This window comes from Frondihabitans sp. PAMC 28766, assembly GCF_001577365.1.
Taxonomy (GTDB): Bacteria; Actinomycetota; Actinomycetes; order Actinomycetales; family Microbacteriaceae; genus Frondihabitans.
This window is the reverse complement of the sequence record NZ_CP014513.1, coordinates 4,015,288-4,040,228: the sequence shown is the minus strand read 5'-3', so window position 1 is coordinate 4,040,228 and position 24,941 is coordinate 4,015,288. Positions and strand designations below refer to the sequence as shown.

General features: G+C 69.6%; 28 protein-coding genes and 1 pseudogene. 20 read left to right on the top strand and 9 right to left on the bottom strand.

Annotation, left to right across the window (positions count from 1 at the left end):
* Positions 1-54: 54 nt before the first annotated feature.
* A complete protein-coding gene (locus tag AX769_RS19295) occupies positions 55-768 on the bottom strand; it encodes a winged helix-turn-helix domain-containing protein (protein ID WP_066282368.1) in 714 nt (237 codons plus the stop codon).
* A 473-nt stretch (positions 769-1,241) separates the two neighbouring features.
* Positions 1,242-1,877, bottom strand: coding sequence for a uracil phosphoribosyltransferase (gene upp / locus AX769_RS19290; RefSeq protein ID WP_066282367.1), 636 nt, complete (start codon positions 1,875-1,877; stop codon positions 1,242-1,244).
* 106 nt (positions 1,878-1,983) lie between these two features.
* Here upp and AX769_RS19285 point away from each other — a divergent pair, with 106 nt between their 5' ends.
* Complete coding sequence (locus AX769_RS19285; protein WP_066284047.1) at positions 1,984-2,415, top strand: nucleoside deaminase; 432 nt, start codon at positions 1,984-1,986, stop codon at positions 2,413-2,415.
* 111 nt (positions 2,416-2,526) lie between these two features.
* Here AX769_RS19285 and AX769_RS19280 read toward each other — a convergent pair whose 3' ends face one another.
* A complete protein-coding gene (locus AX769_RS19280; RefSeq protein ID WP_082763949.1) occupies positions 2,527-3,549 on the bottom strand; it encodes a cation diffusion facilitator family transporter in 1,023 nt (340 codons plus the stop codon).
* An 84-nt stretch (positions 3,550-3,633) separates the two neighbouring features.
* Here AX769_RS19280 and proC point away from each other — a divergent pair, with 84 nt between their 5' ends.
* The gene (gene proC / locus AX769_RS19275; RefSeq protein WP_066282365.1) at positions 3,634-4,467 is read left to right on the top strand and encodes a pyrroline-5-carboxylate reductase; all 834 of its coding nucleotides are present in this window, start codon (positions 3,634-3,636) and stop codon (positions 4,465-4,467) included.
* A gap of 23 nt (positions 4,468-4,490) precedes the next feature.
* Here the strand turns inward: proC and AX769_RS19270 are convergent, their stop codons facing one another.
* Positions 4,491-5,162 (bottom strand): TrkA family potassium uptake protein, encoded by a 672-nt coding sequence (locus AX769_RS19270; RefSeq protein ID WP_066282361.1) that lies wholly within the window; start codon positions 5,160-5,162, stop codon positions 4,491-4,493.
* The gene (locus tag AX769_RS19265) at positions 5,155-6,585 is read right to left on the bottom strand and encodes a TrkH family potassium uptake protein (RefSeq protein ID WP_066282359.1); all 1,431 of its coding nucleotides are present in this window, start codon (positions 6,583-6,585) and stop codon (positions 5,155-5,157) included. The genes AX769_RS19270 and AX769_RS19265 overlap by 8 nt, the downstream gene beginning before the upstream one ends.
* Before the next feature lie 79 nt (positions 6,586-6,664).
* Here AX769_RS19265 and AX769_RS19260 point away from each other — a divergent pair, with 79 nt between their 5' ends.
* The 7 genes from AX769_RS19260 (at position 6,665) to AX769_RS24270 (ending at position 9,109) form a co-directional block, all read left to right on the top strand.
* Positions 6,665-7,174, top strand: coding sequence for a helix-turn-helix transcriptional regulator (locus AX769_RS19260; RefSeq protein WP_066282358.1), 510 nt, complete (start codon positions 6,665-6,667; stop codon positions 7,172-7,174).
* Between the two features lie 126 nt (positions 7,175-7,300).
* Positions 7,301-7,495, top strand: coding sequence for a helix-turn-helix domain-containing protein (locus AX769_RS19255; protein ID WP_066282357.1), 195 nt, complete (start codon positions 7,301-7,303; stop codon positions 7,493-7,495).
* 126 nt (positions 7,496-7,621) lie between these two features.
* Complete coding sequence (locus AX769_RS23295) at positions 7,622-7,720, top strand: 30S ribosomal protein bS22 (RefSeq protein ID WP_003792170.1); 99 nt, start codon at positions 7,622-7,624, stop codon at positions 7,718-7,720.
* 279 nt (positions 7,721-7,999) lie between these two features.
* Complete coding sequence (locus tag AX769_RS19250) at positions 8,000-8,329, top strand: glutaredoxin family protein (protein WP_082764121.1); 330 nt, start codon at positions 8,000-8,002, stop codon at positions 8,327-8,329.
* Positions 8,326-8,628: a Dabb family protein gene (locus AX769_RS19245; protein WP_066282355.1), complete on the top strand. Its 303-nt coding sequence runs from the start codon at positions 8,326-8,328 to the stop codon at positions 8,626-8,628. Before AX769_RS19250 ends, AX769_RS19245 begins: the two co-directional genes overlap by 4 nt.
* Positions 8,629-8,795: 167 nt before the next feature.
* On the top strand, positions 8,796-8,960 hold the full coding sequence (locus AX769_RS24275; RefSeq protein ID WP_157887730.1) for a hypothetical protein: 165 nt from the start codon (positions 8,796-8,798) through the stop codon (positions 8,958-8,960).
* A complete protein-coding gene (locus tag AX769_RS24270; protein WP_157887729.1) occupies positions 8,957-9,109 on the top strand; it encodes a hypothetical protein in 153 nt (50 codons plus the stop codon). Before AX769_RS24275 ends, AX769_RS24270 begins: the two co-directional genes overlap by 4 nt.
* Positions 9,110-9,213: 104 nt before the next feature.
* Here AX769_RS24270 and aspS read toward each other — a convergent pair whose 3' ends face one another.
* Positions 9,214-10,542: an aspartate--tRNA(Asn) ligase gene (gene aspS / locus AX769_RS19240; protein WP_066282354.1), complete on the bottom strand. Its 1,329-nt coding sequence runs from the start codon at positions 10,540-10,542 to the stop codon at positions 9,214-9,216.
* A gap of 109 nt (positions 10,543-10,651) precedes the next feature.
* Here aspS and AX769_RS19235 point away from each other — a divergent pair, with 109 nt between their 5' ends.
* From AX769_RS19235 to ccsB, 5 genes are read left to right on the top strand one after another with little or no spacing between them, the layout of a single operon-like run.
* Complete coding sequence (locus AX769_RS19235; RefSeq protein ID WP_066282352.1) at positions 10,652-11,296, top strand: histidine phosphatase family protein; 645 nt, start codon at positions 10,652-10,654, stop codon at positions 11,294-11,296.
* A complete protein-coding gene (locus AX769_RS19230; RefSeq protein ID WP_066282351.1) occupies positions 11,293-11,913 on the top strand; it encodes a TlpA disulfide reductase family protein in 621 nt (206 codons plus the stop codon). The genes AX769_RS19235 and AX769_RS19230 overlap by 4 nt, the downstream gene beginning before the upstream one ends.
* Positions 11,914-12,678 (top strand): cytochrome c biogenesis CcdA family protein, encoded by a 765-nt coding sequence (locus AX769_RS19225; RefSeq protein WP_066282350.1) that lies wholly within the window; start codon positions 11,914-11,916, stop codon positions 12,676-12,678.
* Positions 12,662-14,452: a cytochrome c biogenesis protein ResB gene (locus AX769_RS19220; protein ID WP_082763948.1), complete on the top strand. Its 1,791-nt coding sequence runs from the start codon at positions 12,662-12,664 to the stop codon at positions 14,450-14,452. The genes AX769_RS19225 and AX769_RS19220 overlap by 17 nt, the downstream gene beginning before the upstream one ends.
* A complete protein-coding gene (gene ccsB / locus AX769_RS19215; protein WP_369824044.1) occupies positions 14,449-15,504 on the top strand; it encodes a c-type cytochrome biogenesis protein CcsB in 1,056 nt (351 codons plus the stop codon). Before AX769_RS19220 ends, ccsB begins: the two co-directional genes overlap by 4 nt.
* A 63-nt stretch (positions 15,505-15,567) precedes the next feature.
* Here the strand turns inward: ccsB and AX769_RS19210 are convergent, their stop codons facing one another.
* On the bottom strand, positions 15,568-16,572 hold the full coding sequence (locus AX769_RS19210) for an o-succinylbenzoate synthase (protein WP_066282348.1): 1,005 nt from the start codon (positions 16,570-16,572) through the stop codon (positions 15,568-15,570).
* A gap of 42 nt (positions 16,573-16,614) precedes the next feature.
* On the opposite strand from AX769_RS19210, the pseudogene AX769_RS19205 reads away from it, so the two are divergent.
* The 3 genes and pseudogenes from AX769_RS19205 (at position 16,615) to AX769_RS19195 (ending at position 19,735) form a co-directional block, all read left to right on the top strand.
* Positions 16,615-17,522: pseudogene (locus AX769_RS19205) on the top strand (1,4-dihydroxy-2-naphthoyl-CoA synthase).
* A gap of 21 nt (positions 17,523-17,543) precedes the next feature.
* The gene (locus AX769_RS19200) at positions 17,544-18,749 is read left to right on the top strand and encodes an AMP-binding protein (RefSeq protein ID WP_082763947.1); all 1,206 of its coding nucleotides are present in this window, start codon (positions 17,544-17,546) and stop codon (positions 18,747-18,749) included.
* Positions 18,750-18,925: 176 nt separating this feature from the next.
* Entirely contained in the window at positions 18,926-19,735 is an 810-nt protein-coding gene (locus AX769_RS19195) for a 1,4-dihydroxy-2-naphthoate polyprenyltransferase (RefSeq protein ID WP_239451857.1), read from the top strand.
* 165 nt (positions 19,736-19,900) lie between these two features.
* Here AX769_RS19195 and AX769_RS23290 read toward each other — a convergent pair whose 3' ends face one another.
* On the bottom strand, positions 19,901-20,317 hold the full coding sequence (locus AX769_RS23290) for a DUF4229 domain-containing protein (protein WP_082763946.1): 417 nt from the start codon (positions 20,315-20,317) through the stop codon (positions 19,901-19,903).
* 77 nt (positions 20,318-20,394) lie between these two features.
* Between AX769_RS23290 and AX769_RS19185 the strand changes: the two genes are divergently transcribed.
* From AX769_RS19185 to AX769_RS19175, 3 genes are all read left to right on the top strand, one after another.
* Entirely contained in the window at positions 20,395-20,760 is a 366-nt protein-coding gene (locus AX769_RS19185; protein WP_066282346.1) for a PLD nuclease N-terminal domain-containing protein, read from the top strand.
* Positions 20,760-22,550 (top strand): 2-succinyl-5-enolpyruvyl-6-hydroxy-3-cyclohexene-1-carboxylic-acid synthase, encoded by a 1,791-nt coding sequence (menD, locus tag AX769_RS19180; protein WP_066282344.1) that lies wholly within the window; start codon positions 20,760-20,762, stop codon positions 22,548-22,550. Before AX769_RS19185 ends, menD begins: the two co-directional genes overlap by 1 nt.
* 104 nt (positions 22,551-22,654) lie before the next feature.
* Positions 22,655-23,506, top strand: coding sequence for a PPK2 family polyphosphate kinase (locus AX769_RS19175; RefSeq protein WP_066282343.1), 852 nt, complete (start codon positions 22,655-22,657; stop codon positions 23,504-23,506).
* Positions 23,507-23,583: 77 nt separating this feature from the next.
* Here the strand turns inward: AX769_RS19175 and AX769_RS19170 are convergent, their stop codons facing one another.
* Positions 23,584-24,915: an isochorismate synthase MenF gene (locus AX769_RS19170; protein WP_239451856.1), complete on the bottom strand. Its 1,332-nt coding sequence runs from the start codon at positions 24,913-24,915 to the stop codon at positions 23,584-23,586.
* Between the last annotated feature and the right edge of the window lie 26 nt (positions 24,916-24,941).

Sequence of the window (24,941 nt, the reverse complement as noted above, 5' to 3'; positions counted from 1 at the left end):
CTGCTGTCGCCTATGTCCGGGGTACGGGCTGTCCGCACCCCGGGGGACACCGGCTCAGAAGACGTCGGGCGAGGGGGTCGAGGCCTGGCGGATCGAGACATCGGCGTGACGGTCGAAGCGGTAGCCGACGCCTCGAACGGTGCGCACGATGTCCTCGAACGCTCCGAGCTTGGAGCGCAGTCGGCGCACGTGCACGTCGATGGTGCGCTCGTTGGGCGCTTCGTCGTCGCCGGCCGACCAGAGGCTCGAGATGAGCTCGGCGCGGTCGATGGTGCGGCCTTCGCGCAGCACGAGGTATTGCAGCAGCTCGAACTCCTTGTAGGTGAGCGGTGCGACGTCGCCGTCGAGCAGGAGACGCTTGCGCGAGATGTCGACGACCACGCCGCCGCGGGCGCCGGGCTCTTCGTCGACCTCGGTGTGGCGGTGCTTCGCGAGGGCCGCCGGATCCTGCAGCGCGAGCCGGACCACGTCGACGTCGCGACCCCCGGACCCCTCAGGGGCCAGCGCGACAGCGGCGTGCGTTTCGGCGGCGGGGGCGAGCTGGGCGGTCAGGGCGCGCAGCTGCGAGACGATCTCGCCGAGGCTGGTGCCGGCTTCGGCAGCCTTCAGCTCGTCGATGCCGACGTAGAGCACGAAGCCGCGGGCCTCGGTTCCGGCCGGGACGGCTCGAAGGCGAGGGGCCGGGGCCGCAGCCGTGTCGGCGACGGCCGACAGGTGGCGGGTGGTGGGGATGGTGGTGTTCGGGGTGGTGTCAAGAGCGAGAGACATGGGAGTTACGAGTCCTTTGGGACGTCGAAGGCGCTCGCTCGTCCGCTGACCCGACCAGAGATGCATTGTCGAATGCGGAGAAGGAACGCAGTGCCTTCAGTGTGTGCCGCGTGGTTCGACGTGGAGCGGAATGAGGCTCACAACGTGGAACGGGAGGGGATGCCCGCCGGGTGGGCGGATGTGCATCCGGAGTCGACCTCGCGAGCGGGTGTGCTCGCACTGAGGGTGCGGGTTGCAGACAGCGGTATCAGGTCTGCGAACCTGCGGAGACTCGGCGGGGTCGGAAGCCGGTCAGGCCTGCATTCGACAACACATGACTGCAGAAACCGGCATCATGCCGGCAATCACCACAGGACCTCGGGAGGCGCGCGTCGTTGAAACGACGATGCCTTCGCAGATCGGGGTGTGCGCGTGTGCAGTCATAAAAATGATTGTTTCGTAAAGCGACGCGCGATGTCAACCCGATGGGGTGGCTACTCGGCCAGCCCGTACAACCGGTCGCCCGCGTCGCCGAGCCCCGGCACGATATATCCCTGCTCATTCAGCCGCTCGTCGACGGCGCCGACGACGATCGTCACCTCGCGCCCGTGCATCGCCTTCTCGACGGCGGCAAGACCCTCGGGCGAGGCCAGGATGCAGACGGCAGTCACATCGACGGCCCCGCGATCGAGCAGGAAGTCGATGGCGGCGATCAGCGAACCGCCGGTGGCCAGCATCGGATCGAGCACGAAGCACTGACGGTTCGACAGGTCGTCGGGCAGGCGCTCGGCGTAGGTAGTCGGCTGCAGGGTCTCTTCGTCGCGCATCATGCCCAGGAAGCCGACCTCGGCGCTGGGCACGAGCTTCGTCATGCCCTCGAGCATGCCGAGCCCCGCGCGCAGAATCGGCACAACCAGCGGCCGCGGCTTCGAGATCGCCAGCCCCGTGGTCGGCCCGACCGGCGTGACGATGTCGATCGCCTCGGTCCGCACCGTTCGCGTCGCCTCGTAGGCGAGCAGCGTCACGAGCTCTTCCGTCAGTGCCCGGAAGGTCGGCGACTTCGTCTCGCGGTCGCGGAGCACCGTGAGCTTGTGGGTGATCAGGGGGTGGTCGGCCACGTGCACTCGCATAGGCTCGAGGCTAGCGGAGTCGAGCGCCCCGGCAGTCGGGCGCCGCCGCAGTCGTCGAGAGGGAGGTGCCGTCGTGGGGCCGGTGCCACCCGAGTTCGACGAGTGGATGGGCGAGTGCCTCGGCGAGGCCGCCCAGTGCGAGGTGTCGGGCGACGTGCCTGTCGGCGCCATCGTGCTGGATCCTGAGGGCCGCGTGATCGGCCGGGGGCGCAACGAGCGCGAGAGGCATCAGGATCCGACAGCCCACGCCGAGGTCGTCGCACTGCGTCGCGCGGCCGAAGCCCTGGGCGACTGGCACCTCGTCGGCTGCACGCTCGTGGTCACCCTCGAGCCCTGCCCGATGTGTGCCGGCGCGATCCTCGCCGCCCGGGTGCCCCGAGTCGTCTTCGGCGCGTGGGACGACAAGGCCGGGGCCGGCGGCAGCGTCTACGACATCCTCCGCGACCGGCGCCTGCCGCACCGCGCCGAGGTCTACGCCGGCGTGCGCGGCGAGGAGTGCGCCGCCCAGCTCCTCGCCTTCTTCGCCCCGCGCCGCTGACCCCTCCCGCCCCCTCCGTTTTACCTATAGGTAAGCGTCTCCCCCACAGTTGTTTCTGCGCGGCAAACGCCCGCCTATAGGTAAAACGGAGGAGGGGGAGGGGCGCCGGGGCTAGTCGCTCGACTTGAGCACGATCGCCTCGGTGGGCGGCTGCGGCGCGTCGGGCGAGACCCAGACGTCGGGCTCGACGTAGATGACGCGGGCGATGGGCACGGCGGCACGGATGCGCGCCTCGATCGAGTTGATCGCCGAGGCCACGTCGGCGAGCAGCTGCCTGCCGGGCATCGCGACCTTCACCGCCACGAGCAGCTCGTCGGGGCCGAGGTAGAGCGTCTTCATGTGGATGATCTGTTCGACCTCGGGCCCGCGCGTGATGGCCGAGCGGATCGCGGCGGTGTCTTCGGGCGAGGCGCCCTCGCCGACGAGGAGGCTCTTCGTCTCGACCCCGAGCACGATCGCGACCAGGATCAGCAGCACGCCGATCAGCACCGTGCCGATCCCGTCGAAGATGCCGTTGCCCGTGAGGACGGTCAGCAGCACCCCGATGAAGGCGAGCACGAGGCCGGTGAGCGCCGCGGTGTCTTCGAGCAGCAGCACCGGCAGCTCGGGCGCCTTCGCCCGGCGGATGAACTGGAACCAGCCGAGCGTGCCCTTGTGCGGTCGCGCCTCGCCGAGGGCCGTGCGAAGCGAGAAGCCCTCCAGGCCCATAGCGACCAGCAGCACCAGCAGCGGAAGCCACCACACCTCGAGGGGGTGCGGGTGCTGCAGCTTCTCGATGCCCTCGTAGAGCGAGAAGACGCCACCGATCGAGAACAGGATGATCGACACCACGAACGCGTACACGAAGCGCTCGCGACCGTGCCCGAACGGGTGCTCCTCGTCGGCAGCCTTCTTGGCCTGGCGCCCGCCGAGCAGGAGGAGCAGCTGATTCGCCGAGTCGGCGATCGAGTGGATGCCCTCGGCGAGCATCGACGCCGAGCCCGAGAACGCCCAGGCGATCAGCTTGACGATCGCGATGCCGAGATTGGCGCTCAGCGCGGCCAGGATCGCGCGGGTGCCGTGCCCGCCGGACGCCTCGCCGTCGCCGGCTGCTTCGTCGGCTCTGTCGCCGGCTGCCTCGGTGATCTCGCTCATCTGCCCATCCGCCCTGATCTGCCTGCCGTGGTGCGCACCGCGGTTTGGCCGACGCCGCGATGCCGTCAATCCTAGGATGGACGAATGAGCACGAGCCTGCCCGCCACCGCGATTCTCGGAGCCGGATCGATGGGAGGTGCGATCCTCCACGGTCTGCTCCGGCCCGACGTGACCGTCGACGGGGGCGTTCGCGTCACCAACCGCACCGAAGAGAAGGCGGTGGCGCTGCGGCACGGCAACGTGACCTCGCTGGCGACCCAGACGGATCCTGCCGCCAATGCCTCGGCCGTGACAGGAGCCAAGGTCGTGCTGATCGGGGTGAAGCCCTACATGGTCGTCGACCTGCTGACCGAGATCGCACCGGTGCTCGAGCCCGGCACTCTCGTCGTCAGCCTGGCCGCCGCCACGACAATCGCCACGATGGAGGCCGTGCTGCCCGACACGGTGCCGGTGCTGCGCGCCATGCCGAACACCCCGGCCGTCGTCGGCCTGGCAGTGACCGGCCTCGCCGCTGGCCCACGCGCCTCCGACGCCGATCTCGCCCTGGCGCGCAGTCTTTTCGCCTGCGTCGGCGACGTCGTCACCATCCCCGAAGACAGGATCGACGCGCTGTCGACGATCTCCGGCTCCGGCCCCGCGTATGTCTTCTACCTCATCGAAGAGATGACCCGCGCGGCCGTCGACCTCGGCTTCACCGAGCACCAGGCGAGAGTCATGGTGCAGGGCACCTTCCGAGGCGCGTCCGAGCTGCTGGCGGCCGACGTGATCGACCCGGGCGAGCTGCGGCGTCGTGTGACCAGCCCGAACGGCACCACCGAGAAGGCCGTCGAGGTGCTGCAGAGCGCCGACCTCAAGGGGCTGTTCGACCGGGCGACGGCTGCCGCCCTGGCGCGCGCGAAAGAGATCTCCGAGTCATAGCGGGGCGAAGGACGAGCGACGAGCTATGACTCGAGCGCCGCGAACCTCTCGAGGTCGCGCTCGGTGCCGCTCACGATGATCAGGTCGTGGTCGCCGACGACGGTGTCGGGCGTCGCCTCCTGGAACGACCTGCCGGGAGTCTTGACCCCGGTGACCGTCACCCGGTGCTTCGACGTGACGTCGGCGTCGGCCAGGCGCCGGCCCCGCACGGGTTTCGGCGGCACCATCTTGACGACGGCGAAGTCGTCGTCGAATTCGATGTAGTCGAGCATGCGCCCCGACACGAGGTGGGCTGTGCGCTCGCCGGCTTCGGCTTCGGGCGAGACGACGTGCGTCGCGCCGATCCGGGTCAGGATCTTCGCGTGCGAGGTCGAGATCGCCTTCGCCCAGATCTGCGGCACCCCGAGGTCGACGAGGTTCGCGGTGATCAACACGCTCGCCTCGATCGACGAGCCCACCCCGACGACCGCGATCTCGAAGTCGGAGGCGCCGATCTGTCGCAGCGCGTCGATGTCGCGGGCGTCGGCCTGCACGGCGTGCGTCACGTGGTCGGCCCATTTCTGCACGAGGCCGGGGTCGGTGTCGACGATCAGCACGTCGCGATCCTGTCGCTGCAATTCGCCCGCGGTGGCGGCGCCGAACCTCCCGAGACCGATGACGAGCACCGGGGCGTCGTGGGCGATGCGTTCAGCCAACGATGGGCCTCTCTTCGGGGCGCGTGAACAGCTGCCGCCGCTGGCTCTGCGCCAGGGCCACGGCGAGTGTCACTGTACCAACGCGGCCCATCCACATCGTCACCGCCAGCACGTACTTGGCGCTGTCGGGCAGGTGCTCGGTGAGGCCGATCGAGAGGCCGCAGGTGGCGAAGGCCGAGATCACCTCGAAGAGCACGTGCGACAGGTTCGCCTTGGTGATCTGCAGGATCACGACGCTCGCCACGGCCACGATGGTCGCGCCCCACAGAGCCACGCTCACCGCCAGCCTCAGGACGTCCGACGGGATGCGCCGCCCGAACGCCTCCATGCTGCGTTTGCCTCGGGCCTCGGCGACCGCGGCGAGGAACAGCACCGCCAGGGTCGTCACCTTGAGCCCACCGGCGGTCGACGCCGAGCCGCCCCCGATGAACATGAGCATGTCGGTGACGAGCAGGGTCGAGTCGTGCAGGTGCGCCATGTCGATGGTCGAGAAGCCGCCCGAGCGCGTCATCGTCGAGAGGAAGAGCGACTGGAAGATCGTCGTGCCTGCGCTCTTGTCGCCGAACGTGCGCGGGTTGTCGAACTCGAGGGCGATGTAGAGCACCGTGCCGAGAGCCAGCAGGATGCCGGTGGTCACCAGTGTCAGCTTGACGTGCAGCGACCAGCGGCGCGGGTGCCAGGGGTTGCGAGTGAGGGCATAGATGACGGGGAAGCCGATGCTGCCGCAGAACACCCCGACCATCAACAGCGTGAGCAGCCAGTAGTCGCCGGCGAACGGTGCGAGCCCCGAGGCGTTCGGGCTGAACCCGGTGTTCGTGAAGGCCATCGCCGAGTAGTAGAACGCGTCGAAGAACGCGTCGCCGACCGGGATCCCATCGATCAACAGGCGAGGGAGGAGCAGGGCTCCGATCACGAACTCGATGGCCAGGGCGCTGACCGCCACGGTCGTCAGCAGGCCGCCGACCTCGCCGAGCCGCACCGCCTGCCCCTCGGGCACCGGCCCCGCGTGCGCACGCAGCGGGTTCGTGTCACTCGCCGCCATCAATCGCGACCGGAGGCCCAGCCTCCGCGACACCACCATGCCGAGGATCGACGCCACCGTCAGCACCCCGATGGCACCGATCTGCACACCGACGTAGATGACGACGTGCCCGAAGAGCGACCAGTGCGTGGCCATGTCGACCGTCGCGAGACCGGTCACGCAGATCACCGACACCGCCGAGAACAGCGCGTCGGCGATCGGCGTCGGCGCCCCGTCGGCCGCCGAGATCGGCAGCATGAAGAGCACCGTGAAGATCAGGATCAACGACGTGAAGATCAGGATCGCGAACCGCGCGGGCGACCGCCTGCTGACGCCGGCGAAGGCGACGCGTGCGCGCCGAACGGCCGACAAGACGCCCACCCCGTCTCCTCTCGAAGACATCGTTCACCCGAAACCGGGGGCAGATATCACCCGGAGGTCGTCATGGTACTCGGAGCGCCGGGTCAGTACCCTTGCGCACATGGCCGACATCTTCGCCGTGATCGCCGACCCCACCCGTCGTGAGCTGCTGCGCGTGCTCCTCGAGCGGCGGGGCGGCGGTGGCTCCGCGCCCGCGCCCTCGGCCGCGCCCGGCTCGGTGACCGCCGACATCAGCGTGGGTGAGATCGTCACGTCGCTCGGCCTCAGCCAACCCACCGTGTCGAAGCACCTCCGCGTTCTCCGCGAGGCCGGGCTCGTGCGCGTGCGCGAGGTCGGGCAGCACCGCTACTACAGCGTCGACGACGAGCCGCTCCGCGAGGTGAGCGCCTGGCTCGACCCCTTCGTCGAGCCGACCACGGCACCGCCCCTGGTGTCCGTGCCGAGCGGCCGGACGAGCCCGGTGCCCGTCCCCGCACCCCTCCGCCGGGCCGCCGAGAGCCTGCCCGACGCCTCCGACGTGGGCGACGCGCTCGGCCGCGCCGTCGCGGGTGCGCAGAGCCGCATCGTCGCGCCGGTCAAGAAGCGCCTCGGGCACCGCGAACAGGGGTAGCGCGTCGGCTTTACATCGGGTCACATGCGCCCCTAAAGTAGCCACGAGGCACACGAGTAACACTCAGGAGCCCCCAAGCCCGCCCGACGCATTCCCGTGCGAAAGGCCACGACCCCGAGGCAGGACATGTCGGACGACCTGACAGACGTGCGTTTTCTCACGGTGGCCGAAGTCGCCGACATGATGCGCGTGTCGAAGATGACGGTCTACCGCATGGTGCACTCCGGCGAACTGCCGGCCATCCGCTTCGGCCGCTCCTTCCGCGTGCCCGAATCGGCCGTCACCGCCGTGCTGCGCGGCGGCATCGCCGACGTCGGCTGAGCGCATCCGGCACTGGTTCGTCTTTCTCGTTTCGTCCTAGTAGACTGACCCGAGGTATTTTTCCGCGGTTCTTGCTTTGGGGCCCGGTGGTCCAAGGTCCATTTCAAGATAACTGTGAGGTCCCCTATGGGTTCTGTCATCAAGAAGCGTCGCAAGCGTATGGCGAAGAAGAAGCACCGCAAACTGCTTCGCAAGACTCGTCACCAGCGTCGCAACAAGAAGTAGCCAACGAAAAACGGTCGTCGCCCTCCGGGCGGCGGCCGTTTTTCGTTGGCTACTTCGTGCTTGTCCGGCCGCCCGCCGGCGGCGTGCGGGCTCCGCCCGCGGGTGCTCGACGGTGGTCCGGCCGCCCGCCGGCGGCGTGCGGGCTCCGCCCGCGTTCCGCGAGATGGCCTGTCCGACGATGGATGCGCTGTGGGGCAGTCGGACGGGGCCATCTCGCGAGGCGAGGCGGGGCAGGGTGCCGGGCCGTCGCATCCTGAGGCCCGGCGGTACGCTGGGTCGGTGCCCGTTCCTCACATCACACTGCTGACGAAACCCGGCTGCCACCTCTGTGACGACGCGCGCGCCACCCTCGAGTCGGTGCTCGACGAGGTCGAGTTCGCCGGGGCGCGCGACTACGACGAGCTCTCCATCCTCGACGACCCCTCTCTCGCCGACGAGTACTCGGAAGAGATCCCCGTCGTGCTGATCGACAACCGGGTGCACACCATCTGGCGCGTCGAGCCGGAGCGCCTCCGCACCGCGCTCCGCGCCGCGACCCCCGGTGCCGCGACCCCCGGTGCCGCCACCCCGGGCGCCGCCGCCCCCACCTCCCCAGGAGCCCCCGCGTGACCGTCAAGCACATCGTGATCTGGGGCCTCGCCGCCACCGACGAGACCGAGAAGGCCGAAGCGCTGGCGACCATCGAGTCGGCTCTCACTGGTCTCGTGGGCCGGGTGCCCTCGATCCTGAGCCTCACCGTCGGCGTCAACGGCGCTTACCCCGACGAGAACTCCGACGTCGCCGTCGTGGCCGACTTCGCCGACTACGAGGGCCTCGAGGCCTACCAGACGCACCCCGACCACCTCGAGGTGGCCGCCCTCATCCGCACCCTCGTCTCGTCGCGCGCCGCCATCGACTACGAGTATTGACTTCTCTACATACACATTCTGGACATGATGTTCTGACTGCCGATACGGTGGTCGGGTTTCGACGACGAGACCGTACGAAAGTCAGTCATGTCGATCTCCACCGCATTCCGTCCGAACCGCCGCACGACGTTGCTCGCCGGCCTGGCCATCGTGTCGAGCACCTGAAGATGCCGCTTCTCGTCGTGTGCGTCGCCCTCGTATTGTCGACGGTCGCCAGCTTCATCGGCGTTACACGAGGCATCCGCCGCGGGCACATTCGTCGGGCGCCGAAGATCGAGGTCATGCGGGCCTGCTCACTCGTGATGGCACGTGAACAGCAGGATCCGAAATGACCCAGGTGGTCGAGTGGCTCGCGGTGATCGGCGCCCCGGCTTCCATCCTCATCGGAGGCGGCGCAGCCTACGTGCGCTGCCGCCTCCGCGGCGAACTCCGAACCGTCGACCGCAAGGCGGTCCTCGACGAGCTGCGCCGTCAGGGGTGACGCCCCGCACCACGAACCGGCCCCCGCCACCTCGCCGAGGCGTGGTGCGGGGGCCGTTCTGCGGTGCGGGGCACGTGCGGCGCCGACGGGCGGGGCGCCGGAGCCTAGGGTTCGAGGCGCGTCGGGCCGCGGAAGAGGTAGGTCGTCTCGCGAAGGTTCGGCAGGTGCAGCATCAGCATCAGCACGCGCGCGAGGCCCATGCCGAAGCCGCCGTGCGCGGGCACGCCGTAGCGGAAGAAGTCGAGGTAGCCCGACAGCTCTTCGGGCTCGAGGCCCTTCGAACGCGCCTGCTCTTCGAGCACCTCCACGCGGTGCTCGCGCTGGGCTCCCGTCGAGATCTCGGTGCCGTTGAAGATGAGGTCGTAGCTGTTGGTCAGCGACGCGTCGTCGTCGTGGCGCTTGTGGTAGAACGGCCGGATCGACGATGCGTAGTCGGTCAAGAACACGAAATCGTGGTCGTACGTCTCTTTGACGTAGGCCGAGATCTGGCGCTCGCCCTCCGGGTCCATGTCGTCGTCTGCGCGGGGCACCTCGTAGCCGCGCGAGGCGACGATCTCCTTGGCCTCGGCGAGGGGGATTCGGGGGAAGGGCACGGTCGGCACGACGAGGTCGATGTCGAACAGCTCTTTGATCGCGGCGCCGTGCTTGTCGGCGACTGCCTGGAAGGCGGCCTGGAGCAGCTCTTCGTGCAGCTTCATGACGTCTTCGTGCGAGTCGATCCAGCTGATCTCGGTGTCGACCGAGGTGAACTCGGTGGCGTGCCTCGACGTGAATGAGGGGTCGGCACGGAACGCCGGGCCGACCTCGAAGATCTTGCCGAAACCGGCCGACTGCGCCATCTGCTTGAAGAACTGCGGGCTCTGCGAGAGGAAGGCGCTGCCCTCGAAGTACTCGACGCGGAAGAGCTCGGCCTTCGACTCGGAGGCCGACGCCATGAGTTTCGGCGTCATGATCTCGATGAAGTCGTGCTCGACCCAGTAGGTGCGGAGCGCGTGCAACAGCGTCGTCTGGATCTTGAAGATGAGGGCGTTCTTGGGCACGCGGAGGTCGAGGAAGCGCCAGTCCATGCGCTTGTCGATCCCGGAGTCGTCGGCGATCGGCGTCTCGGGGATCGCCAGCGAGGCGACCTCGATGAAGGCCAGCTTGATCTCGACGCCGCCGAGCTTGACGCGCTCGTCGTGCTTGAGCTCGCCCTGAACAGAGAGGAAGGAGCCCTGCGAGAGGGACGAGATCGTCGTCGAGACGTCGGAGGCGACCTCGGTGCTGTCTTCGCCGAACGTGCGCGGGTTGACCAGCTGCACGGCGCCCGACTCGTCGCGGAGCACGACGAACTGGACCTTCTTCTGATCGCGCACCGTCTCGACCCACCCGGACACCTGGACGGGCCCGTCGGTCGAAGCAGCAAGGTCGGAGATCAGAGTGCGTGTAGTCACGAGGGACGACTTTACCGGGAGGAGGGCACTCTCTCGATTCCGAGCGAGTCCCGGCTGTGGAAAACCCTGGTGGGAGGTGTGCGCGCGGGCGCAATCTACACTGGATCCCGTGCCCGCGAACCAGATCCATCTCGTCCGTCACGGCGAGGTGTTCAACCCCGACGGTGTCCTGTACGGGCGCATCGAGGGGTTCGGCCTGTCGACTCTCGGCCACCGGATGGCCGAGTCGGCCGCCCTCTTCCTTCGCAACCAGCAGGCTCCGGTCCGCACTCTCGTCGCGAGCCCGCTGCAGCGCACACAAGAGTCGGCTGCCCCGTGGTCCAGGCGCTTCGACCTCGAGATCGCGACGGATGAGCGCCTCATCGAGCCGACCAACAGGTTCGAGGGGCGACAGACCGGCATCAGGCAGACGCTGTCGCATCCTGCCGAGTGGCCCTGGATCGCCAACCCGCTGAAGCCCAGCTGGGGCGAGGCCTACGTCAGCATCGCCGCGCGCATGCTCGCCGCGGTCGACGCCGCCTGGCGCAGCGTCGACGACGGCGGCGACGTCGTGCTCGTCAGCCACCAGCTGCCCATCTGGATGGTCCACCGCAGCCTCAAGGGTGAGCGCCTGTTCCACGATCCTCGCCGGCGGCGCTGCTCTCTGTCGAGCATCACGACGCTCGAGCGGCACGGCGACGCGTTCGTCGAAGTGAACTACCGCGAGCCCGCCGCGACCCTGCTGGCAACCGCAGTCGACTCAGGAGCAGTGTGAAACCCCGCCCCCTCTCGTCCGTCTCTCGCCGCACCCTCTTGCGGGCCGGTGTGCTCGCTGCCGCAGCGACCGTGGCTCTCACGGCCTGCTCGTCGAACGGCAGCCTGGTCAGCCAGTACAACAACGGCACCACCAAGAACTACATCTCGGGCGACGGCACGGTGGTCGAGTTCAAGCCGGCCGACCGCAAGGCGCCGATCGAATTCACCTCGACCACCGCTCAGGGCGATTCGATCTCTCGCAAGACCTACGAGGGCAAGGTCGTCGTGCTCAACTTCTGGTATGCCTCGTGCCCGCCCTGCCGCCTCGAGGCCCCCGACCTCGAGTCGCTGAGCAAGAAGTACGCCGGCCGCGTGCAGTTCATCGGCGTCAACGTCCGCGACGAGACCGATACGGCCGCCGCCTTCGAGCGCTCGTTCAAGATCACCTACCCGTCGATCATCGACGCGACCGACGCCAAGGTCCAGCTCGCCCTCGCCGGCCAGCGCGGCCCGAACGCCACCCCCACCACGATCGTGCTCGACCAGAAGGGCCGTGTCGCCGCTCGAATCCTCGGCGAGGCCAACAAGAACGTGCTCGACACCCTCATCTCCGACACCCTCAAAGAGGCGAACTAGGTGTTCGCGGGCAACCCGTTCTACGACGCCGTCACCAGCGGCCAGCTGGCCGTGGCGCTTCCAGTCGCGGTCCTGGCCGGCATCATCTCGTTCGTCAGCCCCTGCGTCCTGCCTCTCGTCCCCGGCTATCTCGGCTACGTCGGCGGCCTGAGCGGTGGGGCGCAGGATGCCAGGGGCAAGCGGGTCGACAGGTTCCGCCTCGTCCTCGGGGTGGTGCTCTTCATCCTGGGGTTCACCGTGGTGTTCGTGGCCCTCAACACCGGTGCCAGCCTCGTGGGCTTCTGGTTCTTGGAGTGGCGCACTCTGATCACTCGCCTGATGGGCGTCGTGGTCATCGCCATGGGGCTCGTCTTCATCGGCAACTTCCCGTTCTTCCAGCGGACGATCAAGCTCGGGATCAGCCCGAAGACCGGCCTCATCGGCGCGCCGCTCTTGGGCCTCGTCTTCGGCCTCGGCTGGAGCCCGTGCCTCGGCCCGACGCTCGCTGCGATCATCTCGCTGTCGTACAGCTCGGGGTCAGCCGGGCAGGGATTCCTTCTGGGTCTGTTCTACTGTGTGGGGCTGGGCGTCCCCTTCCTGCTCGTCGCGCTCGGCCTCGGCTGGATGACGCGCTCCGTCGCATTCGTCAAACGGCACATCCGTGCCGTCAACCTCCTGGGAGGCAGCCTTCTCGTGCTCATCGGTGTTCTCATGGTCGCCGGGGTCTGGACCGACCTCATGTCGCGATTCGGGGCGGTGATCGCGAACTATGGCACGGTCATCTGACGAGTCGGGGCCCGAGAAGGCCACGGTGCAGTCGCCGCCGGAGGCCCCCGGCCACGACACGACGGGGCTCGACACGACGGGGCTCGACAGCACCGACGAGCGCGCCGACCCGCTGCGCCCCGCCGATCACTTCGACTCTCCGGTGCCGGCGACCAGGGGTGACGGCATCGCCCAGCCGCGGCTCGGCCCGATCGGCTACGTGCGCTTCTTCTGGCGCCAGCTCACGAGCATGCGCACGGCCCTCTTCCTGCTCATGCTTCTCGCGGTGGCCGCGATCCCCGGGTCGCTCGTGCCGCAGACCTCGTCCGACCCCAACGGCGTCGCGCAATACAAGCTCGACCACCCGGCGCTCTACCCGTTCGTCAAAGATTTCGGGCTCTTCAACACCTATACGACGCCGTGGTTTTCGGCGGTCTACCTGCTGCTGTTCATCTCGCTGGTCGGCTGCATCATCCCGCGCACGAAGCACCACTTCGACGCCCTCCGCGCAGCCCCGCCGAAGACCCCGGCCCGGCTGTCGCGCCTCGCCGGGTTCCAGTCGCACCCGCTCGTGCAGGATCTCGACGGCGGCCGGGCTCCGGCCTCCGCCGAGATCGCCATCGCGACCGCTCGATCGCAGCTGCGACGCTCCGGCTACCGCACGAAGGTCTACGGCGACTCCGTCAGCGCCGAGCGCGGCTATCTGCGCGAGACCGGCAACCTGGTCTTCCACATGGCACTCCTCGGCGTCCTGGTGACCGTCGCCATCGGCGGCGGCTTCGGCTACACCGGTCAGCGCGTCGTGGTGGCTGGGCAGACGTTCTCGAACGTGCTCGGCTCGTACGACTCGTTCAACCCGGGCCGCTGGTTCAACGACTCGCAGCTCGTGCCCTACAACGTCAAGATCGACAATTTCACCGTCAAGTACGAAGAGAAGATCCAGGCCGCCCTCGGCACGCCGATCGACTACAACGCCAAGGTCACCACGAGCGAGCCGCACAAGGCCTCGAAGACGCAGAACCTCCGCGTCAACGACCCGCTGGAGATCGGCGGCACGCAGGTCTACCTGCTCGGCAACGGCTACGCCGTGAACGTGACCGTGCGTGACGGCAAGGGCAACATCGCGCTGAAGGACAGCATCCCCTTCCTGCCCCAGGACAACAACCTGACGTCTCTGGGCGTCATCAAGGTGCCTGACGCACAGCCGACGCAGCTCGGCATGATCGGCTTCTTCTACCCGAGCGCGGTCAAGTCGGCCAGTGGCGCACTGGCGTCGAACTACCCCGACGACATCAACCCCGAGCTCACCCTCGACGTCTACTCGGGCAACCTCGGCCTGAACGACGGCGTGCCGAAGTCGGTCTACACGCTCAACACCGACAACCTGAAGCCCGTCGCCGTGACCCCGACCGCGGTCAACCCGGCCAAGGCGCCGGAGAAGGCGCTGACCCTCACACCCGGTCAGACGGCGACGCTTCCCAACGGCCTCGGCACCGTGCAGTTCAACGGTGTCACCCGCTACGTGTCGCTCGACGTGCACCACGACCCCTCGCAGTACTACGTGCTGATCTTCGCGATCTTGATCGTCCTCGGCCTCCTGACCGGCCTCTTCGTGCCTCGTCGGCGCGTGTGGGTGAAGGCCGTGCAGGGTGACGACGGCATCCGCCTCGAGTACGCGGGGCTTGCCCGTGGCGAGGACCCGACTCTCGAGCGGGCCGTCAACGATCTGGCCAAGAAACATCTCGCATCCCTGGGCTCTCCCGTGGCCTCCGACCGACGTAAGGTGATCAAGTGACGTCTGCAGATCTCTCGCTCTACTGCCTCTACGCGGCGTATTCGGCAATGGCCATCTACGTCATCTCGTTCATCGCCTTCGCCCTCGACCTCGCGAAGCGCTCGGGCGACGCGCAGATCGCAGCGACCGCGGCGCTCAAGGCCCAGACGCAGAGGGCGCAGACGCAGAGGGCGCAGACGCAGACGCAGAACGCGAGCGCCGCCGTCTCCGGCGGCCAGATGGCGATGGTCGGCGGCGGCAGTGGGCCGGCGGTCGCCGTTCTCGAGCGCACCGATGTCGCCGACCCCGATCGCGCACCGCGCCGCTCGTCGAAGTTCGAGCGTGTCGGCCTGTCGATGATGGGCCTCGGCCTGATCGTCCACGTCGCCTCGGTCGTCTTCCGCGGCCTCGCCGCCGGGCGCGTGCCGTGGGCCAACATGTTCGAGTTCGGCCTCACCGGCACGGCGCTCATCGTGTTCGTCTTCCTGCTCGTCAACGTCTTCGTCAACCTCCGCTACCTCGGCGCCTATGTGATGGGCCTCAACCTCGTGCTGCTCGGGGTCGCGGTCGTCAACTTCTACGTGCCGATCAGCCCGCTCGTGCCGGCCCTGCAGTCGTACTGGCTGGTGATCCACGTCTTCGTCGCGTGCCTGGGCACCGCGTTCTTCGCGATCGCCGCGGGCCTCTCGGCCGCGCAGATCATCCAGGCGCGCCGCGAGGTCTCCCGCAACGCCGGCATCAAGCTCTTCGACACCCTTCCGGGTGCCGACCGCCTCGAAGACCTCGCCTACCGCATTGCACTCGTCGGCTTCGTGCTCTGGACGTTCACGCTGATCGCGGGCGCCATCTGGGCCGAGAAGGCGTGGGGCCGGTATTGGGGCTGGGACACCAAAGAGGTCTGGACCTTCATCATCTGGGTCATCTACGCCGGCTACATCCACGCTCGGGCCACGCGAGGCTGGCGTGGAGCCCGGTCGAGCTACCTGTCGATCGTCGGCTTCGCTGCCGTGATGTTCAACTTCTCGGTCGTGAACCTCTTCTTCAAGGGTCTGCACGCCTATTCCGGCCTCTGATCCCCGCCTGAGAGTGCGCAAAACGCGGCTCACCTTCCAAGGTGAGCCGCGTTTTGCGCACTCTCAGCGCTGCTCGAGCTGGCGGTAGCAGGCGGCGACGCGGGCGAGCCACCACTCGCGGCGCTCGGGCGCGGCCGCCGAGGCGCGAAGCAGGTCGACGTCCACGTCGACCCGCCGCACGTCGATCGCCCCACCGGAAGGCAGCAGCGGCTCGCGCGTGACGTCCGACGTGAACATCGCGGCAGTGCCCAGCCCGCAGTCGTGGTCGAGGGAGGGCACCGAGGCCGCGAGGTAGGCGCCCATCGAGAGCCCCACCGAGGTGTCGATCGCACTCGACACGACCACCGGCAGCCCGGCATCCTGCACCACCCGAAGCGCCGGGGTGATGCCGCCGAGCGGCTGGGCCTTGATGACGAGCAGGTCGGCCGCACCGGCGCGGGCGACGGCGAGCGGGTCGGTCGCCTTTCGCACGCTCTCGTCGGCGGCGACGGGCACGCCCAGGCCCTCCGCTGCGATCCGGTCGCGGACGGCGGCGAGCTCGGGCACGGTGCGGACGGGCTGCTCGACGTACTCGAGGGCGAAAGGCGCCAGGGCTTCGAGCGCCTCGAGGGTCTGGTCGATCGACCAGTTCGTGTTGGCGTCGATCCTGACCCGCCCTGAGTCGCCGACGAACTCGCGGGCCGCGCGCACTCGTGCCACGTCGTGGGCGAGGCTCTGCCCCGGCTCGGCGACCTTCACCTTGACCGTGCGGCAGCCGGGATACCGGCGCAGGATGCCAGGGACGAGCGCCGCATCCACCGCCGGAAGTGTGGCGTTGACGAGCACGCTCGACCGCACGGCCACAGGCGCCGGCCCCCAGCCGAAGTCGATGGTGGCGGCCAGCCACGCCGAGGCCTCCGCCGACTCGTACTCGACGAACGGGCTGAACTCCGTCCAGCCGTTCGGCCCTTCGACGAGCAGCGCCTCGCGCACGTCGACACCACGGAAGCGGTTGCGGAGAGGGAGCGCGACCACATGCGCGTCGCGCGTGAGGTCGTCGAGCGGAGGGAGGGGGAGCGCGTGAGGCATCCTTCTAGTCTTCCCCAGCGGGCTCTCGATAAGCTTGCAGTCATGCCAGACGCTGTCTCCGACCTGTTCGATCCCGCTGAGTGGCGCGAGGCGCCGGGGGCCGGTGAGCTCACCGACATCACCTACCACCACGACACGGGCGGCCAGGTCGCGCGTATCGCCTTCAACCGGCCGGAGGTGCGCAACGCCTTCCGCCCGAAGACCGTCGACGAGCTCTACCGCGCCCTCGACGACGCGCGGATGAACCCCGGATCGGCGTCGTCCTGCTGACCGGCAACGGCCCCAGCCCCAAAGACGGCGGCTGGGCGTTCTGCTCGGGCGGCGACCAGCGCATCCGCGGGCGCGACGGCTACAGATACGAAGGCGACGAGGCGAACCGCCCCGACCCGGCGCGGAGCGGCCGTCTCCACATCCTCGAGGTGCAGCGCCTCATCCGCACCATGCCCAAGGTCGTCATCGCCGTTGTGCCCGGCTGGGCTGCCGGCGGCGGGCACTCGCTGCACGCCGTGTGCGACCTCACGCTCGCCAGCCGTGAGCACGGCAAGTTCAAGCAGTCCGACGCTGACGTGGGCTCGTTCGACGGCGGCTACGGCAGTGCCTACTACGCCCGCCAGATCGGCCAGAAGTTCGCGCGCGAGGTGTTCTTCCTGGCCCAGGAGTACTCGGCGCAGCGCGCCTACGAGATGGGTGCGGTCAACGCCGTGGTCGATCACGCCGCCCTCGAGGTCGAGGCTCTGCGCTGGGCCCGCATCATCATGACGAAGTCGCCCACGAGCATCCGCATGCTCAAGTTCAGCTTCAACGCCGTCGACGACGGGCTCGTCGGCCAGCAGGTGTTCGCCGGCGAGGCGACGCGTCTCGCCTACGGCACCGACGAGGCCGTCGAGGGGCGCGACTCCTTCCTCGAGAAGCGCGAGCCCGACTGGTCGCCCTACCCGTGGCAGTTCTGACCGGGCCGGGGCGCTGACCCAGTGACCCACCCGCTCCTCCCGATCGATGCTCGCGAGGCGGCGCGCGTCCTGGTGGCCCTGCGCGAAGCGCTCTCAGGTGGCCCCGCGATCAATCCGCGCACCGACGACACGGTGCCCGCCGATCTGCCGCGCGAGGTCGACACGCGAGTCGCCCTCGTCATCGAGACGAGCGGGTCGACCGGCCACGCCAAGCGCGTGGCCCTCTCGACGAGTGCTCTTCTCGCCGGGGCGCAGGCGGCCGACCAGGCGCTCGCCGGCCCGGGCCAGTGGGTGCTGGCCCTCCCGGCGCACTACGTGGCGGGTACGAACGTGCTCGTGCGGTCGATCGCGGCCGGCACCGTGCCCGAGATCCTGCCGTCCGGCCACTTCGACCCGCTCATCTTCGCCGCTACGGCTCGGCGCCTGCCGGGGCCGACCCGGGTCGACGCCCCGGCGCGCTACACCTCGCTCGTGCCGGCGCAGCTCGCGAGCCTCCTCGACGCGGCCGAGGGCGACCCCGACGTCGCCGGGGTGCTGGGCCTGTTCGACGCCGTCCTGGTCGGCGGCCAGGCGACACCGCTGGCGCTGCTCGAGCGCGCCCGAGCGGCCGGAGTGACAGTGGTGCGCACCTACGGCTCGAGCGAGACCAGCGGCGGCTGCGTCTACGACGGCGTGCCGGTCGGGGCGACGCGCGCCGAGGTCGTCGACAGTCAGCTCGAGCTCACGGGCCCGACCCTCGCCGAGGGCTACCTCGGCGACCTCGACCTCACAGCGGCCGCGTTCGTCGAGCGCGACGGAGCCCGCTGGTACCGCACCGGCGACGCCGGCACCGTCTCTGCCGAGGGCGTCGTCTCGGTGACCGGCCGCCTCGACGACGTCGTCATCTCCGGCGGCGAGAAGGTGTCGCTCGGCGTCGTCGAGCGGGCCGTCCGCGAGCTGCCGGGCCTCGGGCTGGCCGTAGTCGTGCGTGCGCCGTCGGAGCGCTGGGGAGAGGTGCCGGTGGTGGTCGTCGCACGCGACGGGCGCACCCAGGGCGGGATGCACGGTCCTGACGCCCTCGACCGCGTGCGGGTCGCCGTCGCCGAGACGGCCGGCCGCGCAGCCCGTCCCGACCGCCTGGTCGAGGTCGACGTCATCCCGCTCCTCCCGAGCGGCAAGCCCGACCGGGTCGCACTCACGCGACTCGTGCAGGGAGACCGGCTCTCGCCTTCTGGGTCAGGCCCGTAAGATTCCAGGGTGGCATCGAGCAGAACCAAGAGCAGGCAGAAGAGCAGCGGGCGCCCGGGCGGTCGACCTGGCGGTCGCCCCGGAGGTCGCCCTGGCGGTGCCCCCGCGCGCAAGGCGACCGCGGCCGACTGGATCAGCGGCGCCCGCCCCGCACCCTGACCCTCGCCATCGCCCCGGTGGTGCTCGGCAGCTCGGCGGCATCGACGATCAACCGGTTCGACTGGCCTCTCGCCGTGTTGTGCTTCGTCGTCGCCCTGTTCTTGCAGGTCGGGGTCAACTACGCGAACGACTACTCCGACGGAATCCGCGGCACCGACAAGTATCGCCTCGGGCCGCCCCGTCTCACCGGCGGCGGCGTCGCCAACCCCAAGCGTGTGCGCAACGTGGCCTTCGCATCGTTCGCGGTGGCCGCCGCCGCCGGCATCGCCGTGATCGTCATCACGCAGTTCTGGTGGATGTTCGCCATCGGCGCCGCGTGCGTCGTCGCCGCATGGTTCTACACCGGCGGCAAGCGCCCCTACGGCTACAACGCCATGGGCGAGATCTTCGTGTTCGTCTTCTTCGGGCTCGTCGCCACGGTCGGCACCTACTTCGTGCAGGCCCACCAGATCCGCGAGGTCGCGGTCGTCATGGCAATCATGATCGGGCTCTTCTCGTGCGCCGTGCTCATGGTCAACAACATCCGCGACATCGACCAGGATCGCCTCGCGGGCAAGCGGACACTCGCCGTCGTGCTCGGCCAGCGGGGCGCCCGCATCGTCTACGCGCTGTTCCTTGCGCTGCCCTATCTCCTGCTGGTCTACTTCGCCTGGCTGTACTTCGGCGCCGGATACGTCTACTTCACCGCGATCCTGACGGTGCCCGCGCTCATCATCGGTGTGACCGGCAAGACGCCGAAAGAGCTGATCCTCGCCCTCAAGCTGTCATCGTTCTCGGCGCTGCTCTTCTCGCTGGCGCTCGCCGCGGTGCTGTTCTTCCTCCTGTAGGTGAGCGCCGCTGCTGTGCCGCAGTCCCATGCAGAGGAGACGCGCGGCGCGTCGGCCGTTGGAAGGCTCTCAGCCGCCGGTTTCTCCTCCGGAGGGCACGCCTCGGAGCGGCACGGGAGCCGCTCGGAGGGCACGCCCTCGGAGCGGTACGGGAGCCGCGTGGGGCTAGTCGTCCTCGGCCGGGGGAGCGGCGCGGCGGGCAGTCGGGCGCGGAGCCTGCGCGGGCGTGCCGCCGTTCAGCACCGGGCCGCCGCTCGGCACCGGGCCGCCGCTCGGCACGGTGCCGACTGACGGTGCGGCGAGGCCGGTGCCGGCGATCGCTGGGCCGGCGATCGCTGGGCCGTCGAGCACGGAGTCCTCGAGGTCGGCGTCTTCGTCGCGCTCGGGGGCGGCGCGGCGACGCACGATGGATTCGGCGACCCCGCGACGAAGCCGTCCGAAGAAAATGTACGAGACGAGCAGGGCCAGCACGGCTGCGATCGCGGCCGAGAGGTAGACCGAGAGATGGGTGAGGCTCACGACCAGGAAGAGGACGACGAAGACGCCGAGCCGGGCGAGGGTGTACAGAATCGTGGCTTTCACAGCCGCAGTCTAAGCGAGCGGTCTCGGCACGGGATGGGTGCGCGGGGCGCACAGGATCCGCGCCTACGATGACTCCCATGGTCAAGGGCCTGTTCGTCGCCGTCGTCGCCGCAGTAGCGTTCTACATCTACTCGCTGGTCGACTGCCTCTTCGCCGACCGCAGTCGCTTCCGCGTGTTCGGCAAGGCCCTCTGGGTGACCGTGATCGTCGTGCTTCCGTTGATCGGCAGCGTGCTGTGGTTCACGCTCGGCCGCCGATACGGCTCCGGCGTGACGCGGGCCGGTCGCGGCGTGCGCGGGCCCGACGACGACCCCGACTTCCTGGGCACGACAAGCCGGCCCGTCTCGGCCGCCGACCGCGAGACCCTGGAGGAGCGCCTCCGAAAGCTCGAGCAGGAGTTCGCCGAGCACGACGACGACGGCCCCGCTGGCAAGATGAAGTAGTGCCTTCGACCGAACTTCCTCTTCCTTCCGGCAGCCCCGCCACCGACTTCGCCGTGGTCCTACTCGCCGAGCTCGAGCGGGCCGGTGTGCGCGACATCGTGCTGAGCCCCGGGTCGCGCTCGCAGGCTCTCGCGTTGGCGGCAGCCGAGTTCGAGCGGGCGGGGCGTCTGCGCCTGCATGTCCGGCTCGACGAGCGCTCGAGCGGGTTCCTCGCCCTCGGGCTGGCGGTCGAGCAGGGCCTGCCGGCCGCCGTCGTCACGACGTCGGGCACGGCAGTCGCGAACCTTCATCCGGCGGTGCTCGAGGCGCACCACTCGGGTGTGCCCATGATCCTGCTGACGGCCGATCGGCCGCCCGAGCTGCGTGGCATCGGCGCCAACCAGACCACCCATCAGTCGGCGCTCTTCGGCGAGTCGCTGCGGCTGCTGCGCGACGTCGACGCACCCGGCGACAGCAGGGTCGACGGCGCCGTCGTCCGCGAGCTCGTCCGCGAGGCCATGTCGGCGGCGCTCGGTCGCTCGTCGAGCCCCGACGAGCCCGCCACGCCCGGGCCCGTGCAGCTGAACATCGCCTTCCGCGAGCCCCTCTCGGCGAAGGCCACGAGCCTCCCGGCCCGTGCCGACGAGACCGAGGGCGCAGGATCCGGCGGCCCGGCCCCGTGGCATCCTGCCGCTTCGATGACGCCCCCGCTAGCCCTCGAGGTCGATGTCGACCCGGCCACCGTCGTGGTGGCGGGCCACGGCGCCGGGCCCGACGCCGAAGAGACTGCGCACCTGCTCGGGGCGCCCCTCGTCGCCGAGGTCTCGAGCGGTGCGAGGTTCGGCCGCAACCTCGCCCCCGCCTACCGCGAGCTGCTCGACGCGCCGGAGTTCGGCGGCCGGGTGCGGCGCGCGATCGTCTTCGGGCACCCGACGCTGACCCGGCAGGTGCCGGCGCTGCTGAAGCGGGCTGACGTCGAGGTGATCGTGGTGCGCGGCCCCGTGCCGGAGGCGTACGACCCGTCGCACGGCGCGACGGTGGTGGAGGCGGTGCAGGTCGAGGCGTCCGAGCGGTCGAGCGACCTTGCGCACCGCGAGTGGGTCGGCACGTGGGTGCAGACCGGCCGCGAACTGGTCGGCGACGACGACGAGGCCGCGCCCGATCTCGATGCGGCGACCAGCGATGATCCTGCCGTCCGGGCTGCGTTCTTGCGGGGCGAGGTCGACGTGATCCGCCGACCCGTCACTCGGCGCAGCCTCGTCGAGGCGCTCTGGCGCGCCACCTGGCCGCACGACCGGCTCGTGCTCGGGGCGTCGCGGCTGATCCGCGAGGCCGACGTGTTCGTGCCCGGCAAGAAGATCGCCGTGCACGCCAATCGCGGTCTGGCCGGCATCGACGGCACGATCGCGACGGCGACGGGCATCGGGCTGGCCAGCCAAGCGGGGGGCGTCGGCGGCGGCCGCCTCGGCTGGGCCGACGGGGCGCGCGGCGTGACTCGCGTGCTCGTGGGCGACCTGACCCTGCTGCACGACGCCGGCTCGCTGCTCTTCGGCGAGGGTGAGGCGAAACCCCGCATCCAGGTGATCGTGGGCAACGACGGCGGCGGCACCATCTTCGACGGCCTCGAGGTGGCTCAGGTCGCGCCGGCCGACGCCATGCGCCGCGTGCAGTCGACGCCGCAGCCGATCTCGTTCGAGCACCTGGCGGCGGCCTACGGCTGGGAGTACGTGCGGGCGGCGACTCGGGGCGAACTCGAGCAGGCGCTGGTCGGCTCGCCCGGACCGGTGCTCGTCGAGGTGCCGCTCGGCTGAGCGCTGCTGGCGTCGACGATTCAGGACTGGCGCCCGATCGGATGCCCTCAACGGCTCGAATCCGGCAATCCGCCTGAATAACCAACAGGTCTAGGGTCGAAGCCATGGCCAAGACGTGGAAGACCGAGCCCACCGAGCAGCTCCGAGTCGGCGAGGGGTTCCGGCTCGCCGACGTCGACCCGGCGTCGACCCCCGGATTCACGGGCGGCAAGCAGTACGGCGTGCAGTCGCTCGAGTCAGGCGCCGAGCAGCTGTCCGAGCTGCAGGAGAAGCTGTTCGCCGACTCCCGCGCGGGGGGCGGCACGAAGCGGGTGCTGCTGGTGTTGCAGGCGATGGACACCGCCGGCAAGGGCGGCATCGTGCGCCACGTCGTGGGCGCCGTCGACCCGCAGGGCATCGACCACTACGCGTTCAAGAAGCCGACCGAAGAGGAGCTCGCCCACGACTTTCTCTGGCGCATCCGCCGCGAGTTGCCGGGCGTCGGCATGATCGGCGTCTTCGACCGGTCGCACTACGAAGACGTGCTGGTCGCGAAGGTGCGCTCGCTGGTCTCGCCCGACGTGATCGAGCAGCGCTATGGCGAGATCGTCGCCTTCGAGGAGGAGCTGGCGGCGAGCGGCACCACCCTGGTCAAGGTGATGCTGCACATCTCGTTCGACGAGCAGAAGGCGCGCCTCGCCGACCGCCTGGCCCGCCCCGACAAGTTCTGGAAGTACAACCCCGGCGACATCGACGAGCGGAACCTCTGGGCCGACTACCAGGATGCCTACGAGGTCGCCTTGCAGCGCACCTCGACCGAGAGCGCGCCCTGGTTCGTGGTGCCGGCAGATCGCAAGTGGTATGCGCGGGTAGCCGTGCAGCGCCTCCTCACGAACGCTCTCCGCGGGCTCGATCTGGGCTGGCCCCCGGCCGACTTCGACGTCGCCGTCGAGAAGACACGCCTCGCCGCGAGCTAAACCCTCGCGAGCGGCGTCGGCGCAATGCCTAGGCATTGCGCCGACGCCGGCCACGAGGGTTTCAGCCCTGGTGTGCGTCAGCCGGCGGGCGACGCCCACGCCGGCCGCGACGGCAGCGGTCGCCCCGGCTCGTCGGGGATTCCGCGGCCGAGCGCGTCGACGATCGGCCTGAACTTCATCGTCGTCTCGGCGACTTCGGCCTCGGGCACCGACTCGCGCACGATTCCAGCCCCGGCGAAGGCGGTGACCGTCGCCGGGCCGCCGCCTTCGGGGTAGCTGACCTGGGCACACCGCAGTGCGATCGCCCACTCGCCGTCGCCGTCGGCTCCGACCCAGCCGACCGGGCCCGCATAGCGCCCGCGGTCGAACGGCTCCAGGCGCGCGATCGCGGCCAGGGCCTCGGTCGTCGGCGTGCCGGCCACGGCGGCGGTCGGGTGCAGCGTGTCGATGAGGTCGAGGGACGAGGCGCCGTCGGCCAACCGCCCCCGCACGTCGGTCGCCAGGTGCCAGACGTTCGGCAGCTTGAGGGTGAACGGCGTCTCGGCCGTCACGACGTGCGTCGCGTGCCGAGCGAAGGTCTGCAGCAGGCTCTGCAGCGCGAAGGCGTGCTCGTCGAGGTCTTTCGGCGAGGTGGCCAGCTCGGCGGCCGCGGCCGAGTCGCTCAGCGCATCGGTGCCTCGAGCCTTGCTGCCGGCCAGGACCCGGGCAGTCAGCTCACCTTTCTCGCTGCGGATCAGCGTCTCCGGGCTGGAGCCGATCAGGCCCTCGACGGCGAACGTGTAGGTGTCGGGGTAGCCGCTCGCCAGGTCGGCCGCCAGCACGCGCACGTCGGCCCCGAGAGGCAGCGTGCCCTCGAGAGTGCGGGCGAGCACGACCTTGCTCACCTCGCCGCGCTCGATCGCCTCGACCGCACCCGCCACGGCTGCCGCGTACTCGGCCGGCCCGAAGGCCCCGGGCGCCATCGGCACGTGGTACTCCGCCCCCAGCAGCACCGGGTCGACGCTCTCGGCGGCGACGTCGTCGACCGTGCCGATACGAGTGATCCAGTGCACCCCGTCCCGGTGGCCCAGCACGAGGCGGGGAACGATCAGCACGCTGGCCTCCTGCGACTCGGCGGCGAAGGCGAACGAGCCGAACGCGACCAATCCGGATCCTGCGACCGTGACCTCGTCGTCGACCTGCGCGGCCGCGGCGATCTCTCGCCAGGCGCGTGCTGCGTCGCTCATTCGCGTCTCGCCGCGGAACTCCAGTCGCAGGGCCGTCCCGACACCGGCGATGCCGTCGTTGCGTCGGACGAACGCCAGAGGCTGGCGCGGGTCGACGAGTGTCAGCAGTGGTGTGATGTCGTCGATACGGGTGGTCTTGACGGTCAGGCCGACGGGGCTCTCACCGGTTGCGAGGTCGTTCACCGCCTCATCGTAACGACGCAGGATGC

Excerpts from the sequence above, each read along its gene's own strand:
- AX769_RS19295 (WP_066282368.1), bottom strand. The coding sequence starts at position 768 with ATGTCTCTCGCTCTTGACACCACCCCGAACACCACCATCCCCACCACC.
- upp (WP_066282367.1), bottom strand. The coding sequence starts at position 1,877 with ATGCGAGTGCACGTGGCCGACCACCCCCTGATCACCCACAAGCTCACG.
- AX769_RS19285 (WP_066284047.1), top strand. The coding sequence starts at position 1,984 with ATGGGCGAGTGCCTCGGCGAGGCCGCCCAGTGCGAGGTGTCGGGCGAC.
- AX769_RS19280 (WP_082763949.1), bottom strand. The coding sequence starts at position 3,549 with ATGAGCGAGATCACCGAGGCAGCCGGCGACAGAGCCGACGAAGCAGCC.
- proC (WP_066282365.1), top strand. The coding sequence starts at position 3,634 with ATGAGCACGAGCCTGCCCGCCACCGCGATTCTCGGAGCCGGATCGATG.
- AX769_RS19265 (WP_066282359.1), bottom strand. The coding sequence starts at position 6,585 with ATGTCTTCGAGAGGAGACGGGGTGGGCGTCTTGTCGGCCGTTCGGCGC.
- AX769_RS19260 (WP_066282358.1), top strand. The coding sequence starts at position 6,665 with ATGGCCGACATCTTCGCCGTGATCGCCGACCCCACCCGTCGTGAGCTG.
- AX769_RS19255 (WP_066282357.1), top strand. The coding sequence starts at position 7,301 with ATGTCGGACGACCTGACAGACGTGCGTTTTCTCACGGTGGCCGAAGTC.
- AX769_RS23295 (WP_003792170.1), top strand. The coding sequence starts at position 7,622 with ATGGGTTCTGTCATCAAGAAGCGTCGCAAGCGTATGGCGAAGAAGAAG.
- AX769_RS24275 (WP_157887730.1), top strand. The coding sequence starts at position 8,796 with ATGCCGCTTCTCGTCGTGTGCGTCGCCCTCGTATTGTCGACGGTCGCC.
- AX769_RS24270 (WP_157887729.1), top strand. The coding sequence starts at position 8,957 with ATGACCCAGGTGGTCGAGTGGCTCGCGGTGATCGGCGCCCCGGCTTCC.
- AX769_RS19220 (WP_082763948.1), top strand. The coding sequence starts at position 12,662 with ATGGCACGGTCATCTGACGAGTCGGGGCCCGAGAAGGCCACGGTGCAG.
- AX769_RS19210 (WP_066282348.1), bottom strand. The coding sequence starts at position 16,572 with ATGCCTCACGCGCTCCCCCTCCCTCCGCTCGACGACCTCACGCGCGAC.
- AX769_RS19185 (WP_066282346.1), top strand. The coding sequence starts at position 20,395 with ATGGTCAAGGGCCTGTTCGTCGCCGTCGTCGCCGCAGTAGCGTTCTAC.
- AX769_RS19175 (WP_066282343.1), top strand. The coding sequence starts at position 22,655 with ATGGCCAAGACGTGGAAGACCGAGCCCACCGAGCAGCTCCGAGTCGGC.